The organism is Geminisphaera colitermitum TAV2, assembly GCF_000171235.2.
Classification (GTDB): domain Bacteria; phylum Verrucomicrobiota; class Verrucomicrobiia; order Opitutales; family Opitutaceae; genus Geminisphaera; species Geminisphaera colitermitum.
This window is the reverse complement of record NZ_ABEA03000067.1, coordinates 13,439-29,904: the sequence shown is the minus strand read 5'-3', so window position 1 is coordinate 29,904 and position 16,466 is coordinate 13,439. Positions and strand designations below refer to the sequence as shown.

The 16,466-nt window shown below is 61.4% G+C and carries 13 protein-coding genes; 7 read left to right on the top strand and 6 right to left on the bottom strand.

The genetic code is table 11. From position 1 onward, the window contains the following. The first annotated feature begins 24 nt into the window (after positions 1-24). The 6 genes from OBACDRAFT_RS25095 (at position 25) to OBACDRAFT_RS07355 (ending at position 8,758) form a co-directional block, all read left to right on the top strand. Positions 25-882: an H-X9-DG-CTERM domain-containing protein gene (locus OBACDRAFT_RS25095; protein ID WP_052361415.1), complete on the top strand. Its 858-nt coding sequence runs from the start codon at positions 25-27 to the stop codon at positions 880-882. 113 nt (positions 883-995) lie between these two features. Continuing rightward, positions 996-2,285: a sialidase family protein gene (locus OBACDRAFT_RS07375; RefSeq protein WP_232766785.1), complete on the top strand. Its 1,290-nt coding sequence runs from the start codon at positions 996-998 to the stop codon at positions 2,283-2,285. After that, entirely contained in the window at positions 2,282-4,186 is a 1,905-nt protein-coding gene (locus OBACDRAFT_RS07370; protein ID WP_043584251.1) for a right-handed parallel beta-helix repeat-containing protein, read from the top strand. Before OBACDRAFT_RS07375 ends, OBACDRAFT_RS07370 begins: the two co-directional genes overlap by 4 nt. A 165-nt stretch (positions 4,187-4,351) precedes the next feature. Continuing rightward, positions 4,352-6,670, top strand: a complete 2,319-nt coding sequence (locus tag OBACDRAFT_RS07365; protein ID WP_043584250.1) for a glycosyl hydrolase family 65 domain-containing protein — start codon at positions 4,352-4,354, stop codon at positions 6,668-6,670. 76 nt (positions 6,671-6,746) lie between these two features. Beyond that, positions 6,747-7,397 (top strand): beta-phosphoglucomutase, encoded by a 651-nt coding sequence (pgmB, locus tag OBACDRAFT_RS07360; protein ID WP_043584248.1) that lies wholly within the window; start codon positions 6,747-6,749, stop codon positions 7,395-7,397. Positions 7,398-7,660: 263 nt separating this feature from the next. After that, a complete protein-coding gene (locus OBACDRAFT_RS07355; RefSeq protein WP_043584246.1) occupies positions 7,661-8,758 on the top strand; it encodes a sugar kinase in 1,098 nt (365 codons plus the stop codon). Between the two features lie 241 nt (positions 8,759-8,999). Here the strand turns inward: OBACDRAFT_RS07355 and ygfZ are convergent, their stop codons facing one another. The 3 genes from ygfZ to OBACDRAFT_RS07340 form a co-directional block, all read right to left on the bottom strand. After that, complete coding sequence (ygfZ, locus tag OBACDRAFT_RS07350) at positions 9,000-9,965, bottom strand: CAF17-like 4Fe-4S cluster assembly/insertion protein YgfZ (RefSeq protein ID WP_052361414.1); 966 nt, start codon at positions 9,963-9,965, stop codon at positions 9,000-9,002. 563 nt (positions 9,966-10,528) lie between these two features. Continuing rightward, positions 10,529-11,659: an ABC transporter ATP-binding protein gene (locus tag OBACDRAFT_RS07345; RefSeq protein WP_043584244.1), complete on the bottom strand. Its 1,131-nt coding sequence runs from the start codon at positions 11,657-11,659 to the stop codon at positions 10,529-10,531. A 179-nt stretch (positions 11,660-11,838) separates the two neighbouring features. Next, entirely contained in the window at positions 11,839-12,681 is an 843-nt protein-coding gene (locus tag OBACDRAFT_RS07340; protein ID WP_043584242.1) for an MBL fold metallo-hydrolase, read from the bottom strand. A 141-nt stretch (positions 12,682-12,822) separates the two neighbouring features. Between OBACDRAFT_RS07340 and OBACDRAFT_RS07335 the strand changes: the two genes are divergently transcribed. Beyond that, positions 12,823-13,584 (top strand): sulfite exporter TauE/SafE family protein, encoded by a 762-nt coding sequence (locus OBACDRAFT_RS07335; RefSeq protein WP_043584241.1) that lies wholly within the window; start codon positions 12,823-12,825, stop codon positions 13,582-13,584. 107 nt (positions 13,585-13,691) lie between these two features. On the opposite strand, the gene OBACDRAFT_RS07330 is transcribed toward OBACDRAFT_RS07335, so the two are convergent. From OBACDRAFT_RS07330 to OBACDRAFT_RS07320, 3 genes are all read right to left on the bottom strand, one after another. Next, on the bottom strand, positions 13,692-14,669 hold the full coding sequence (locus OBACDRAFT_RS07330; RefSeq protein ID WP_043584240.1) for an acetylxylan esterase: 978 nt from the start codon (positions 14,667-14,669) through the stop codon (positions 13,692-13,694). 117 nt (positions 14,670-14,786) lie between these two features. Then, positions 14,787-15,578 (bottom strand): hypothetical protein, encoded by a 792-nt coding sequence (locus OBACDRAFT_RS07325; protein WP_043584239.1) that lies wholly within the window; start codon positions 15,576-15,578, stop codon positions 14,787-14,789. 104 nt (positions 15,579-15,682) lie between these two features. Next, on the bottom strand, positions 15,683-16,120 hold the full coding sequence (locus OBACDRAFT_RS07320; RefSeq protein WP_043584238.1) for a hypothetical protein: 438 nt from the start codon (positions 16,118-16,120) through the stop codon (positions 15,683-15,685). Positions 16,121-16,466: the final 346 nt, after the last annotated feature.

Below are 16,466 nucleotides of genomic sequence, written 5' to 3'. Positions count from 1 at the left end.
TTCCCTTCTCCCCCCGAAAAAACGATGTCACACCGCAAACACACCGCCGCCATCCTACCACTTAGTCGAAGAGCGAATTTCGCGCGACCTGAGCTAGCTCAGGTAACAGGACGAAGTCCTGTTACCCCCCCCTCATCGGCCCCCTCCGCCATCGCCGCCACCGCAGCCTTCACCCTCATTGAACTGCTCACCGTCATAGCGATCATCGGGATACTCGCCGCCATCATCATCCCCGTCGTCGGAAAAGTTCGCGACACCGCCCGCACTGCCCAATGCATCTCCAACTGGCGGCAGTGGGACACTGCCATCAAACTCCACATCAACGACAACAAGGATCGATTCCCCATCACCATAAACCCGCCCCCCGCACCTAACGCCCCCACGAAAGAACCTTGGTATCAGATCGCCCCCTATCTGGGCATCCCCGGAACCAGCCCCATGCCTGCGGCGGCCGGTTACGACAAAATCAAAACCATCATGTACGGCACCATGGCCTGCACCACCAAATACAACCGCCCCTACAGAGAACGCAACCAGGCCCTCTGGTGGACCTTTGGCATCAGCGATCAAGTCAGCGGGAGACCCTACGGCAGCCTTACTGCCCCCTCGCGCACCCTTCTCGGCATAGACCACTGCACAGAATCCCCTGTCGCCAACATTCTCCAATGGTTCGAACGCAAGGACTACGAAACCAATCCACTGCGACTCAGAACGGCCTCGCCCAAACCCCATGTCGGCAAAGTCAACGTCCTCTATGCTGACGGCCACGTTCGCACCCTGAGAGCCAGCCAGATCATGATCGGCGACCATCTCCGTGCCGATCCCACCTACGACGGTTCCAAGGACAACGATCCCATTGGCGACCCGGCCTACGACCAGTAACTCGCACATTTCATACATTTCCGGACAGTCACTAACTGGGCTGAGCTCCGCTCGGAGTGGCAGCGTCCCTGCTTGCAAGCACCACTCGCTACCCGCTGCTCACTACTTTTAACATGACCTTCACCGAAGTCCACTATCAGGACCCTGCGACCAAAACCTACCTTGGTAGTCCCAGCCTCGTGCGCCTGCCAGACGGTACACTGCTGGCTACGCATGACTATTTCGGACCCGGCAGCCCCGGAGCGATTGACGGCGAAGGCGCGCTCACCAGCCTTCATCGCTCCACCGATAACGGCCGCACCTGGCGCAACGTCTCCCACCTCGACAATATCTACTGGGCCACCCTTTTCCTTCATCGCGGAGCCCTCTGGCTCCTCGGCTGCTCGCGCAGCTACGGCGCCATCACCATCCGCCGCAGCGACGACGGAGGCAACACCTGGACCCGCCCCAAAGACTCCGCCACTGGTCTGCTTTTCCCCGGCGGTCCGCGTGAAACCGGTCCCAATTACCACGGCGCTCCCGTCCCCATCCTCGTCCACGGCGGACGCATCTACCGGGCATTTGAAGATTGCACCCCCCGCATCTGGGGACGCGGATTCCAGGCACTCGTCATCTCCGCGCCAGAAGACGCCGACCTGCTCGACGCCGCCAACTGGACCATGAGCAACAAAATCCCCTTCGACCCCGCCTGGGCCCCCCGCGAACGCTGGGGCGGCGCGGACAACCCCGGCTGGCTCGAAGGCAACATCGTGGCCGCGCCCGACGGCTCCATCTGGAACATCCTGCGCGTCAACGCCGAACCCATGCCCGACCAAGCCGCCCGCCTCCGTGTATCCAACAACGGACTACGCCTCGACTTCGACCCGGCGACAGGCTTCTTCGACTTCCCCGGCGGCACCCACAAATTCACCATCCATCGCGACCCATGTAGTGGACTTTATATTACACTCTCCAACCCCGCCGCCGGTTGCATCCCTGCGTCAAACGGCGTCGTCAAAGACGTGCCCTTTCTTGGCGTTTCCCGCCGCAACATCCTCGCTCTCTGCACCTCGCCCGATCTCTGGAATTGGTCCGTCTGCGCAACCCTCCTCGCCGACGATCTGCCCTTAAACGTGCGCGAATCCTACGAGAAGACAGGCTTCCAATACGTTGATTGGCACTTCGACGGCGACGACATCATTTATCTTGTCCGTGTCGGTTACGACGGCGCCCCCAACTTTCACGACTCCAACCGCATCACCTTCCACCGCCTCTGGCACTATGCCGAGCACCTCCGCCACCCTGTGCCCTTCAAGGCCCGCCCCCCCTGCCCCCCCCGCCACCCTTTCCGAACACATCCCCCCTGTATTCGCCACCGCATGACAAATAAAAACCCGAAGGCTGAAACACCCATTCACCCATGACACCGCTCCACCGCACCCTCCTCATCCTGACCGCCATCACGGCGCTCCACCACACCACCACCACCGCCGCCACGCTCGCGCTTAACACCACGCCTGGCGCCGACAACACCGCTGCATTCCAAGCAGCCCTCAACCGCGCGGGTGACGCCTCCGACAAAAAAACCGACGCCCGCCTCCACGTTCCCCCCGGCGAATGGCGCACCGGCACCCTCCGCATCCCCGCCAACATCACCCTCACCTTCGACCCCAAGGCGCGCCTCATTCCCATCCCCGAAAAAATCACCGATGACAAAACCCTCATCGTCGTCACCGGCGACCGCGTGCGCATCGAAGGACTCCACCACGACTTCGCTTGGAACGGTGCCACCGAACGCACCACGCCCGTTCAAAAACTCATCCATGCCGACGGCGTGAACGACCTCATCGTCACCGGCGCGCACGTTGAAAACAGCGACCCGCGCAAACTCCTCCCCCTCGCCGAACGCGCCCGCAAAGGACGTTTCTTCAACCCCGACGGCAGCAAAAAGTACACCCACCTCGGCTCCTATAACAACCAACGCCTCCTCGTTGCCACCAACAGCCGCAACGTTGTCCTTGAAAACTCCACCGGCTCGCGCCTCCACGCCATGCTCGCCGCCATCAACTGCGCCAACGTCACCGCTCGCGGCAACCGCATGATCACCGGCAACAACCTCAGCAGCTTCTCCATGGGCACCGAAAACTTCCGCCACCACGACAACTGGTCGCGCGACGTGAAATATCAGGTGAGCTGGTTTGGCGGCTCGCCCGACCCCTCTCGCAAAGCCCCCGAAGTCCCCCTCGGCAGCGCCACCAAAGTCTACCGCGACATCAAACCCGACGCCCCCGGCTGGAACAAACACACCTCCGGCTCCTTCGACGTCCTCATCCAGAACAACTACGCCGAATACGGAAACACCCTCGCCTGGGGCAACAAAGGCCGCCAAGTCGTCATCGACGGCAACATTGCCCGCTTCATCTCCGACTACGCTTACGGCACCGAGGGCGGCGAAAACCTCATTTTCTCCAACAACATCTCCATCAACTCCACCGCCGGCGGCATTGTCTCCATGTATTGGGGCGAAAAACTCCTCATCACCGGCAACCAGATCATCGTCCGCCACGAACCCTGGGACGCCGAGTTCAGCTGGTGGGACACCCCCGCCAAATACCTTGGCCCCTTCATCCGCCTCCATCACGGCCCCGCCAACAAGGAAGACCGTTACGGAGCGGGCTCCGTTCACATCGACGGCAACCTCTTTGTCAGCGAACTCACCGAACGCTCCACCGCCATCACCATCCAGCGCGGACGCGACGTCACCATCAGCGGCAACAAATTTATCAACGGACGTATCGACAAAGTGGATCAAGGCCGCCTCACCGTCATGGGCAACGAATTCGTTTCCCGCCTCCCCTTCGAAGATCTCATCCTCAACGTCAAAGGCCGCGCCGACACCGTGCTTGTCAAAGACAACATCCTCCGCCGCGAAGCCCCCATCGAGACCGATGCCGACGACACCACCGCTGCCGAGGCCCGCAAAACAGCCGAAGCCCAGGCCATCCCGTATCTCCTTTTCACTGACGAGGACGACAAAGCCAAAGCCACCGGCACCGAAACCGCCACGATCGTCAAAGGGGACAGCCCCGCCATTGTCCTCAACCCCAACAACACCCTCTTCGCATTCGTCCAAGGCAACTTCATCTATGGCTGGAAAGACGCGCTCTCCGTGCAATCTGCCAAAACCAACCGCGCCCCTCTCTCGCTCATCGTGACGGGCAACACCACCGACGGCAACCTCCCCCCCTCCCCCCCCTCCGGCTCAGGTTCCACCATCAAAATGGAAAACAACACCAAACTCCCGCCCAGCCTGATGCCCCGCTAATCAGCGACCGGAAAACGAGCACCCGAGGGCCATAAAATTGGCCCTCCCGTCCGACAGCGATCCCCCCCCGCATCGCTCCCAATCGACTTATGTCGCCGTCCATCGACCTAAGTCGATTTCCGTCGAGCCCCCTCCCCCCCCCCCCCCTGCGCCCACTTGCCACACATGAAATCCTCACCCGCACTCTGGACCATCCACCACGACGGCTTCCAACCCGGCGACATCGAAAAACACGGCAGCAAATTCATTATCGGCAACGGCGCGATGGGCGTCCGCGGCACGCTTGAGGAATTTGACAAAACCCAACTCGCCGCCTGCACCCTTGCCGGACTCTACGATCAAGTTGGCGACAAATGGCGCGAACCCGTCAACGCCCCCCACACCTTCAACGCCCGTATCACCATTGACGATACGCCACTCTCCGTCCTCACCACGCCGATAATCCGCCACAACCAAACGCTCGACCTCCGCTGCGCCATCCATTCGCGGGAAACTATTTTTCGCCTGCCCGACGGAGCCGAAGCCACCCTTCGCGCCGACCGCTTCCTCAGCCTTGCCGACACCCGGCTCGGTGTCATGACACTCTCGCTCACCGTCACGCGCCCCTGCCGCATCCGCCTCGAAACCGGCATCGACGGCAACGTGTGGGACCTCAACGGCCCGCACCTCACCCATTTCGAAACACAACACGAAAACGGCATCCACCTCCTGAGCGCGCGCACCGGCGAAAAAGCCATTCCCCTCGCCGTGGCCGAAGCCCTCCACACCGAAACCCTCCCCCCGTCCGAAACTCACCAGTCCGCGCAAACCATTCAACACCGCTTCGACTTCAACGCTGCCGCCGCCAAGACGTATTCATTTACAAAATACACAAGCGTCGCCACCGGCCTCGAACACAACAACGACGCCCCGGCCACCGCTGCCGCCGCGCTAGCCACTGCCCGCGCCGCCGTCGCGACCGGACGCGACACCCTCCTCGCCGCCAGCCGTGCGATTTGGGACGCCCGCTGGCGCGATTCCGACGTGCTCATCGAAGGCGACGACGACTCCCAACTCGCCCTCCATTACAGCATCTACCAACTCCTCATCATTGCCCCCGCCAGCGACGCCTGCTCCATCCCCGCGCGCGGACTCTCCGGCCAAGTCTATAAAGGCGGCATCTTCTGGGACACGGAGATCTTCATGTCCCCCTTCTTCGACCACACCCAACCCGCGCTCGGACGCCGCCTCATGCGCTACCGGGTAAAAACCCTCGACGGCGCGCGCCGCAAAGCCGCCGACCACGATTGCCGCGGCGCGTTCTACGCATGGGAAAGCCAGGAAACCGGCGACGACGCCTGCACCCTCTTTAACTTCACCGACGTCTTCACGGGCCGCCCCATGCGCACCCACTTCCGCGACAAACAAGTCCACATCAGCGCCGACGTCGCCTTCGCCATCTGGCGACACTACCGGCTCACCGGCGACGAAACCCTGCTCACCGACGGCGGCGCCGAAGTCATCCTCGAATGCGCCCGCTTCTTCCTCTCTTACGCATGGTTCAAACCGGAGAAAAACCGCTACGAAATCCTCGATGTCGTCGGCCCCGACGAATACCACGAACGCGTTGCCAACAACGCCTTCACCACCGCGATGGCATCCGCCACCCTGCGCATTGCCCTCGATACCCTTGCCCTCCTCGAAAAGAAACACCCCGCCACCTGCGCCGTTCTTCTTGAACGCCTCGACTACGCCGACGACCTGAAGCGCATCCGTGAAATGGATACACTGCTGTTCAGTCCCGCGCCCGACCCGAAAACCGGCGTCATCGAACAATTCACCGGTTACCACAAACTCGAAGACACCACGCCTGCCGAAGTCAAAAAGCGCGTCCTCAACCCCACCGAATACTGGGGCGGCGGACACGGCATTGCCACTCCCACGCAAGTCATCAAGCAGGCCGACGTCGTGCTCATGCTCCACCTCTTCTCCGAAGATTTTTCGGACGACGTGAAACGCGCCAACTGGGATTTTTACGAACCGCGCACCGAACACGGCTCCAGTCTCAGCCCCTGCGTCTATGCCCTCCTAGCCGCCGAACTCGGACGCACCGACTACGCCTTCAAATACTTCCTGCGCACCGCCACCATCGACCTGACTGGCGACGCCAAACAATACTCCGGCGGTATTTACATTGGCGGTACACACCCCGCCGCAAACGGCGGCGCATGGATGACCGCCGTCCTTGGCTTCGGCGGACTTCGCCTCGTCAAAGACGAACCACACGGCAACGACATCATGCGCCTGACGCCGCGCCTTCCCGCAAAATGGAAGAAACTCAGTTTCCGTTTCACCTGGCGCAGCCAGTGGTTCACCGCGTCGATCACGTCCGACGCCATCACCCTCACCGCCGACGCCAACAACACCGCCGACGCCCCCTTCGTCCTCGCCGGACAAACACCCGTCACCTGCGCTCCCGGAAAAACCATCACGCAACCCTGCTGACCTTCCCCCCCCCCCCCCCCCCCAACCAACCACTCCCCATTCCTAACTTCTAATTTCTACTTCCTAATTTCCCTCTATGCTTCCTGCATTCATCACCACCGCCCGGGGGGCGATATTTGACCTTGATGGCGTCATTGTTGACACTGCCCGCTACCACTACCTCGCGTGGAAACGCCTCGCTGCCGAACTCGGTTTCACGTTCACCGAAACGCACAACGAACGCCTCAAAGGCGTCAGCCGAATGCGCTCTCTGGAAATCCTTCTCGAAGTCGGCGGCATCACTGCCACCTCGCAAGAATGCGAGGAAATGGCCGTCCGCAAAAACGTATGGTATGTGGACTACATTCGCAACATGGACGCCTCCGAACTCCTCCCCGGCGCGCGCGACTACCTTAAAAACCTCCGTGCCCGAGGCGTGAAAATCGCCCTCGGTTCCGCCAGCAAAAACGCTCCCTTGATTTTGGAAAACCTCCGCATCACTGAACTCTTCGATGCGATTGTTGACGGCAACCATGTCAGCAAAGCCAAACCCGACCCCGAAGTTTTTCTCCTCGGAGCCCGACGACTGGACCTCTCCCCGGCGGACTGCGTCGTCTATGAAGACGCCGAGGCTGGCATTGAAGCCGCCCATCGTGCCGGCATGAAAACCGTCGGCATCGGAACCGCCGCCGCCCTGCCCGCCGCTGATTTCATCGCCCCAGACCTCCGCGCATTGCTTGGAGCATAACGTCTCCCCCCCCCTCGATAGCGCATACTTTTCAATCCGGCGCAATGTGGCGTAACACTGCGCATGAGATTGTTTGCACCCATCGGCCTTTTGACCCCGCCCAGCCATCGCTCAGTGATGGACAACCACTTCATTCGCCCAAATCGTTTCAATCCAGAAAAACGCCGCCCTTGTGCTAACCAATCACATCATCTGACTCGCCCTCCCGACTACTCTTTCCACTACTCGCCACCCGCTACTCATTACTTTTCTTCCAATCCACCATGAGCCTCCAAATCAAACCAGCCTCCGAATGCCAGTTCGACCAAATCTCGCTTGGCGAAGTCATGCTCCGTCTTGACCCCGGCGAAACCCGCGTGCGCACCGCCCGCCACTTCACCGCCTGGGAAGGCGGCGGCGAATACAACACCTCGCGCGGACTCCGCAAATGCTTCGGCCTCAAAACCGCCGTCCTCACCGCCTTCGTGGACAACGAAGTTGGCCGCCTAATCGAGGACTTCATCATGCAGGGCGGCGTCGCCACCGACTTCATCAAATGGCGCGAAGACGACGGCATTGGCCGCACCGTCCGCAACGGCCTCAACTTCACCGAACGCGGCTTCGGCATCCGTGGTGCCGTCGGCGTGCCCGACCGCGGCAACACCGCCGCCTCCCAACTCAAGCCCGGCGACTTCGACTTTGAGGACATCTTCGGCAAACGCGGCGCGCGCTGGTTCCACACCGGCGGCATCTTCGCCGCCCTCTCCGAAAGCACCGCCGCCCTCACCATCGAAGCCGTCAAGGCCGCCAAAAAATACGGTACCATCGTCAGCTACGACCTCAACTACCGCCCCTCGCTCTGGAAGACCATCGGCGGCCTCAAGAAGGCGCAGGAAGTCAACCGCGAGATCGCCAAGTATGTGGACGTCATGATCGGCAACGAAGAGGACTTCACCGCCTCGCTCGGCTTCGAGGTCAAGGGCGTTGACCACAACATCAGCGCCATCGAGATCGACGCCTTCAAGGCCATGATCGAGACCGCCGTGAAGGAGTTCCCCAACTTCAAGGTCGCCGCCACCACGCTCCGCCGCGTCATCACCGCGACGAAAAACGACTGGAGCGCGATTTGCTGGCACGACGGCAAATTCCACGAGAGCCGCAAGTATCCCGAACTCGAAATCCTCGACCGCGTCGGCGGTGGAGACAGCTTCGCCAGCGGCCTGCAATTCGGTTTCCTCTCCAAGAATGACGCACAACTCGCCGTCGATTACGGAGCTGCCCACGGAGCTTTTGCGAGCACCACGCCCGGCGACACCTCGATGGCCACGCAAAAGGAAGTCGAGAAACTCATGAAAGGCGGCGGCGCCCGCGTCGTGCGTTAACGGATACACACTCTCGCAACCCGATTCATAATCTCCGTTGCTTTGGCCCGGCCGGCATACTTGTGCGGCCGGGCTTTTGTTTGAAGCGTTACGCAGGTTCCCCAAGGAGCGGCGGCATCCTGCCGCCGGACGAGGAGCAAGGCTCCTCGCCTGCCGAAGCGGGCGTTTGGCAGAAAAAGCCCGCGCCACGTCAAACCAGCGACGCTCCGCGTCGTCCGGCGGCAGGATGCCGCCGCTCCAATTACTGCCGGTTTACGTCATCGATCAGGACAACGGCTTCCCGCCCTTCGCGTGTGATGGAAAAGGTGACCTGCGCGGTGGACCCGCCCGCGAGTCCCGCCAGCGTGACCAGCGCCAGGCCGGCGAAACCTCCCGAACGATCACTCCCGGCTGCGACGGCGGAGCGGAGTTCCCCGGCGGCCCGTCCGTCGCGGTAGAGCGTGGCAGGTAGTGCTTCCGGGACTACGCCTTCGCCACGCACTCGCACCAGCCGGCGGCGCACTTGTCCCGACTTGAGGCGCGCCATGATTTCCTGCCCAAGATAGCAGCCTTTGGTGTAGGAAATCGAAGCCGCGACGAACTCCGGCCCTCCTTCGTGGGGCAGGTCGCCGGGGCCGATGTCCACCGGCACACGCGGGATGCCGGCCTCGATGCGGGCGCGTTCCATGAGCATTGGGTCGGGCGGCGTCCAGCCGTCGAGGGTTGGCTGCGCGGCTGCCGGTGCCAGCCATTTCCACGAGTCGCCGAGGCCGCGCCGTCCGCGAAACATAAAACCTTCACCGACCCTGGCGTAGGCGCCTGCTTCCGGCAACGGCTGGCCGATCAGAGCCGAAAGGGACGCGGCGGCCTCCGACGGCCCTGCGAGTGTGGTTAGAGTCCAGTCCCCGGAGCGGTCTTCGATCGTTACATCATCGGCGACGATGAAAGACTCAAGGTGGTGCGCCAGCACGTTCGCAGGCGAGGCTTCGCTCCAGAGCCACCATTCCGCATCACTGACTTTCAGTGCGTAGGCGTCGGCAATCACCTTGCCTTTGTGATTGAGGAACAGTCCGTAGATGGCTGGCTGAGGCAGTGTTGTGCGAGTTTCCTGGCTGATCTGGCCTTGGAGGAAACTCGAAGCATCTTCGCCGGTGAGGCGCAAAACAGCAGTGGTTTTTTGTGTGATGGCAGATTTGGCGGGGAGAAATATTTTTCCTAAGTCGTTCATTTTTAATATGAATGAAGCTGGCCCGAAAATTCTTTCAAGTTTTTGTTGACCGAAGGATCAGTCTCTCTATCTCTAGCAACATCACTTTTTCACTTCTCCCGCATAGCGGGAGTTTTGGGGTAACTAAGAAAGCAAATGGCCGGTCGCTTAGGGGTAGGCGACCGGCCAACTTTTTGTACCGATTTCACCAGTCGCCTCCTGCGTCTTCTGCTCCTTCTACCGCTGACTTCACCTTGCATCGCACTCAGTCAGGGCGAGCTGAGATTTTTTTGGATTTTTTCAAAATTTCCTATTGACCGAAAGCGGGAGAACCGCCAACGTCTTCAACATAAGGTTTTCAATTTCTCCCGCATAGCGGGAGTTTTGGGGTAACTAAGAAAGCAAATGGCCGGTCGCTTAGGGGTAGGCGACCGGCCAACTTTTTGTACCGATTTCGTCAGCGACGGCAAAATCAGGGCAGGGATCGCCCGGAAAACAAAAACACCGCACTTGATGGGTGCGGCGTTGTGTGTGTGCGATGCGGATGCGGGGAGGCCCGCTCCACTTGCGCGGGAGGCGACGGGTCAGCGGATGACTTTTTCGGTCGCGGCGTCGAAGAGGTGCGCTTCCTCCATCTTCACGGTCACTTTGACCTGCTGGCCGGCATCATACTGGTCGGTCGGATGCACGCGGGCAATGAAGTTGGTCGCTCCGGTCGTGAGATAAAGGTAGGTTTCCGATCCCATGGGCTCGGAAACTTCGATCTTGGCTTCAAGGGTGTGGCTTGGATCAGGCTTGGCCACGGTGGTGGTGTCCTCGACGTGTTCCGGACGGATGCCGAGGATAACGTCTTTGCCTGCGTAGGCGGCGGCTTTCTCCACGAGTTTTTGCGAGAGGGTGAGGACGACGGGCTTGCCGGTGTCGTTTTTCTCCACGAATTGCAGGGTGTTGCCTTCTTTGCGAAGGGTGCCCTTGAAAAAGTTCATCTGCGGGCTGCCGATGAAGCCGGCGACGAAGAGGTTGTCGGGTCTATTGTAGAGGGCGAGGGGCTCGGCGACCTGCATGATGTATCCGTCTTTCATGACACAAATGCGGTCGCCCATGGTCATGGCTTCAACTTGGTCGTGCGTGACGTAGATCATCGTCGCTCCGAGGCGGGCGTGGAGTTTGGAGATCTCGGTGCGGGTGGAGACGCGCATTTTGGCGTCGAGGTTGGAGAGGGGTTCGTCGAAGAGGAACACCTTGGGTTTGCGGACGATGGCGCGACCGACGGCAACGCGCTGGCGCTGGCCGCCGGAGAGGGCCTTGGGCTTGCGGTTGAGGTAGGGGTCGAGGCCAAGCATGGCGGAGGCTTCGCGGACGCGCTTGTCGATTTCGTCCTTGGGCATTTTGCGCAGCTTCAGGCCGAAGGCCATGTTGTCGTAAACGGTCATGTGGGGGTAGAGCGCGTAGTTCTGGAAAACCATGGCGATGTCGCGGTCTTTGGGGAGGACGTGGTTCACGACGCGGCCATCGATGGAGATGGTGCCGCCGGAGATTTCCTCAAGGCCGGCGATCATGCGCAGGGTGGTGGATTTGCCGCAGCCGGAGGGGCCGACAAGGACCATGAATTCGCGGTCCTTGATTTCGAGGTCGATACCGTGGACAACTTTGACGTCGGGTCCACCGCTGCCGGGATAGATTTTTACGAGTTTGTCGATGACTACATTGGCCATGGGGAAAAGTTTCTAAGCGTTGAGCGTGGAAAAGAGGCAAAAGTCGGTCCTGAGTCAAAAGTGTCAACGCCCAAGGTCCGCATCCGTGCGGGCGGGATGGAAATTTTGAGAAAAAAGTTTCAGAGCGAGCGTTGGAAGGAGGGGGGGGGAGGGGGGCGAATCGCCTGGCGTTGGCGGGCTCAGACGACAAACGGGTTGCAGGCGCGTTCGTTGCCGATGGTGGTAAAGGGACCGTGACCCGGGGCGACGATGCTTTCGGGGGGGAGCGCCATGAGGCGGGCGAGGTGGGTCTTGAGGCGGCGGGCGCAGTAAAACGCGGCGCCGATGGAGCCGGCAAAGAGGAGGTCGCCGGAGATGACGAGGGGCGGGGATTTGCAGGCGCGCACGGAGCGGACGAGGTAACAGTTTTGCTCCTCGGTGTGGCCGGGGGTGGCGAGGGTTTCGACTTCGATGGGGCCAAAGGTGAGGCGCGCTCCTTCGGCGAGGCCGGTGGCGCCTTCGATGGGGGAGCCGGCGGGGGCGAAAACGGGGGGGGAATTGAACTGGCGGCGGAGGTCGGCGAGGCCGGCGAGATGTTCGCTCTCGGCGTTGGTGATGAAGATGGCGTCGAGGTGGGTGATGGCGGCGGGCCACACGCGACGCAGGGCGGCGGGGGAGCCGCCGGTGTCGAAAAGGATGCCGCGTTCCTGACCGCAATCGGCGGCGATGTAGGCGTTGCTGACGCCGATGCCGTGCTGCATGCGCAGCGGGTAGAGGCAGAAGGGGAGGCCGGCGATGCGGGGCAGCGGATAACGACCGGCGGCGAGGGCCTGCACGCCGACTTCGTTGAGCGAGAGAGCTTCGGCGACGGCGCGCCATTCGGCGGGGGTAAGGTCGTAGCGGTAGGCGATGGCGTCGGCGATGCGTTCGCGGTCGATGCCGGTGCGCGCGGAGAGAGCGGCCTCCGTCAGCCCGGCGAGACGGATGGCCTTGTCCAGCACGTCGCCCAGTTCGTCTTCCAACGGTGCGTGTTCGATGACCATGCGGTGTAAAATAGGACGCGGTGCGCGCTGTGCAACAGGCATCGGCACCCGGCGGCGGAGCTTGCGGGGTCGGGGGGGGGGAGGGCAGGTGCGGATTTAGCATTTAGTTTTTAGCTTTTTAGCATTTTAGCTTTCCCCCACATGTCCCTCGAACCTTGGCAATGGCTTCTCGCCGTGGTCGCCGCCTTTTTGGTTGGCGTCTCCAAGACCGGCATTGCCGGCCTCGGTATGTTATTCGTGTCGGTCTTCGCCATGATTATGCCCGCCAAGCAAGCCAGCGGCTTTGTGCTCCCGCTTCTCATCTTTGGCGACCTCGTGGCCGTGGCCGCCTATCGCCGCCACGCCCAATGGTCGTACCTCTGGCGACTCTTCCCCTGGACCGGCGCGGGCGTCATCATCGGCTGGCTTGCGATGGACCTTATCAATGACCGGCAGGCCCGCCTCATGGTTGGCCTCATTGTCCTAGTCCTCCTTGCCCTGCACTTCTTGCGACGCTGGCAAACCCGCCGCCACGCGCAAACGTCCGCCGCCAGCACCGCCCAGCACGGCCCTTGGTTTGCCCCCACGGTTGGCGTGCTCGCCGGCTTCACGACACTCGTGTCCAACGCCGCCGGACCTCTCATGGCGATTTACCTCATCGCCATGCGCCTGCCCAAAATGCAATTTGTCGGGACCAGCGCCGTGTTTTTTCTCCTGCTCAACTGCTTCAAAGTCCCCTTCATGACGCACCTCGGCCTTATCACCCCGCAAAGCATCACCTTCAATTTCCTGCTCGCCCCCGCCGTCCTTGGCGGCGCGCTGATCGGACGCTGGATACTACCCCGCATCAACCAGACCCTCTTTGAATTTCTTGCCCTTGGTCTCAGCGGCCTCGCCGCCCTCAAGCTCCTTGGACTCTTCTAATTCCGTTTCGTTAGGAAACGTCTTGCTCACGCGGAGGCGCGGGGGCGCGGAGGATTGGAGACAAATGATTTTCTCCGCGCCTGCGCGTATCCGCGTGGGAAGGGGTATTAGAGTTCGCCGAGGAAGTTGAAGATTGTGTCGAAGTGGCCGGGGAGTCCTTCGTGGCCGAAGTCGGGGTAGATCACCATGCGCTTCTTCGCTTTGATTTTGTTGTAAGCGGCGAATTGCGTGGAGGGGGGGCAGATGGTGTCCATGAGGCCGGTGAACATGAGGGTCTCGGCTTTGATGCGCGGAGCGAGGTTTTGGCAGTCGATGTAACCGAGCTTGGTAAAGATTTCATCTTCGCGTTCGTGGCGGGGGTCGAAGAGGCGGAAGTAGTCGCGGAGTTCCTGGTAGGCGTCTTTGGCGAGGTCCATTTCCCAAACGCGGCGGTAGTCGCAGAGAAAGGGAAACACCGAGGCGGCGCGGCGGACGCGGGGTTCGAGGGCGGCGCAGGCAAGGGTGAGGGCGCCGCCTTGGGAACCGCCGGTGGCACCGACGCGTTTGGCGTCAACGTCGGGGAGGGCGAGGATGACTCGGGCCATTTGCGCGGTGTCGAGGAAGATGGAGCGGAAGAGGAGTTTTTGCGGGTCGGGGTCGTCAAGGCCGCGAATGATGTGGCCGCGCAGGGTGTTGCCTTGCACGCCGCCTTTGTCTTCGGAGGAACCGCCTTGGCCGCGGCAGTCGAGGGAGGCGAGGTGGAAGTCTTGGCTGACCCAGGAGAGTTTGTCGGCCCAGTCGCCGGCGTTGCCGGAGTAGCCGTGGAATTGGAGGATGGCGGGTGCGGGTGCGTTTTGTTTTTTGGGGGTGCGAAGGGGGCGGAGGTATTTGGCGTGGATGCGGGCGCCGCCGACGCCGGTGAACCAGAGGTCGTAGGCTTCGGCACCGCGGGGTGAGATGGCTTTGGTGGGGACGAATTTGGGATCGGGATCGGTGGCGTCGAGTTCCTTGAGCGCGGTGCGCCAGTAGGCGTCAAAGTCGCTGGGACGCGGGTTGATGCCGCGGTAAGTTTTCAGTTCGGACAGTGGTTTGTCGATGACTGGCATGGGAGGTGCGTGGGTGGAAACAAAGGGCGGATTGTCTTGAGACTTGCGGGACGAAAGTCGAGCGCGACAACGCAGGGCGCACCTTGCGGTTCCCTTTACTGGCAGGAGGAGGTGATCCTATCGGGTGGACGATGGGAGCAGCGTTTCGAGGGCATCGAAGCGGGGTTCTTTGTCGGTGACGCGGGCGAGGGTGATGAACTCGGGAGCGGGGAGGGGCGTGGTATCGGGGGGCAACGGAGTTCCTTCGATGAGGAGGGGGGCGGCGAAGCGGACGCTGCGGATGTCGTAAAGGTGGCGGCGGGAATCGGGAAGGCGGAGGCCGCGTCCGTTGGGGCGGGTTACATGAATGCAGACGGGAAGTTGGTGGTAGCCGGGTTTGATGCCAGTGGAGGCACGGAAGGGGAACACGTAAACAGCAGCCTGCCCGGCAGCGAGGTGGAATTTGGGATACTGGCGGTCAGGGAGTCCAAGGTCGGGGTGGTGCGAGATGCGCGTGTGCACAAGGCGTTGGCGCGAGGCGTAGTTTTCAAAAAAGATGAGGAGTTTGCTGGTGGCGCCGGGAGCAAGGGTGTCGGGGCAGATGAAGGCTGTGGCCGCAACGCCGCGACTGGTGCAAACGAGGTCGAAACCGAGGTGGCCAACCAGTAGGGAATGAGAGCGGGGGAGTTTGTCTTTGGTGGTGTCGCGCAGGCCTTGAATGACGCACCACCAGCCCCAGAGGCTGAGCGCTCCGACGATGCTGGCCGGTGCCCAGGCGAGGGCGGGGATGGTGGTGTGCTGGCGCAGGAGCGCAAAGCCGGCAATGGAGGCAAGGGTGCCAATCAGTGAGGCGAGGACAACTAGCATGTCGCAACGGTGGTAGGGGCCAGCGTCAGGCGTGGGGTCGGCAGGGAGAGCGTGGTGGGTCATGGGATGTAGCGAGTAGTGAGTAGAGGATGTGTGTGCGGGGGAGGGGGAGTGGCGGGAGAGCGGAAGGGGGAGCGGTGAGTTTCCTGCTCGCTGCTCGCTACTCCTTACGCGTGGTGGCGGCGGCGGTAGCCGGTGCGGACGGCCATGAGGAGGCCGAGGAATATGATGATTTTGGAAGCAATGCCGTCCATCAAGTGGTGGGGGAGGGTGAGCATGATCCAGGCTTGCAGGCCGGCATAAAAGAGGAGCGCGATTACAGAGGCGCGGAAGGGGGCGTATTTGGCCCACCATGACAGGACTAGAAATGTGGTGCCGACTCCGAGCATGGCACAGCAGGCCAGACGCATTTTGTCAGAGATGGGATCGGTGCCGACGCGGGCAGAAACAAAGTAGTCAACGGTCCAGAGGTAGAGGGGAAAGAGGGCCGTGAGGTATTCAACTATAGCAGACACGAGGAGCCAGTCGCGTCCGGAGAGGAGTTGTTGTTCGTGAGCAGAGCGGGATTGGCATTCACGAAGGATGCGCCAAGGGTCGGTGTTCATAGAAAATTAGGAAGTAGAAGTTAGGAATTAGGAAGTGTCAGAAGGGGGGGGAGGGGGGGAAGTGGAAGTTAGGAATTAGAAATTAGGAATTAGGAATGGGGCGGCTTCAGCGGCGTTTAGGAGTGTGGAAGTGTTTTTTTGATGTTTTCGGTGGTTCGACATGGAGTGCGGCGATTCATCGCCGCTTTCGACGGGTCGTTTTAACGGCCCGCCCTCCCGCCCTCCCGCTCTCCCGGTGCGTCCTTTGGCAGACGGAGAGGGTGGCAAGAGGGTTAGGCGAGGCGACGTGATGAATCACGTCGTCCAAAGCGGCGATGAATCGCCGCACTCCATATCGGAATCCAGT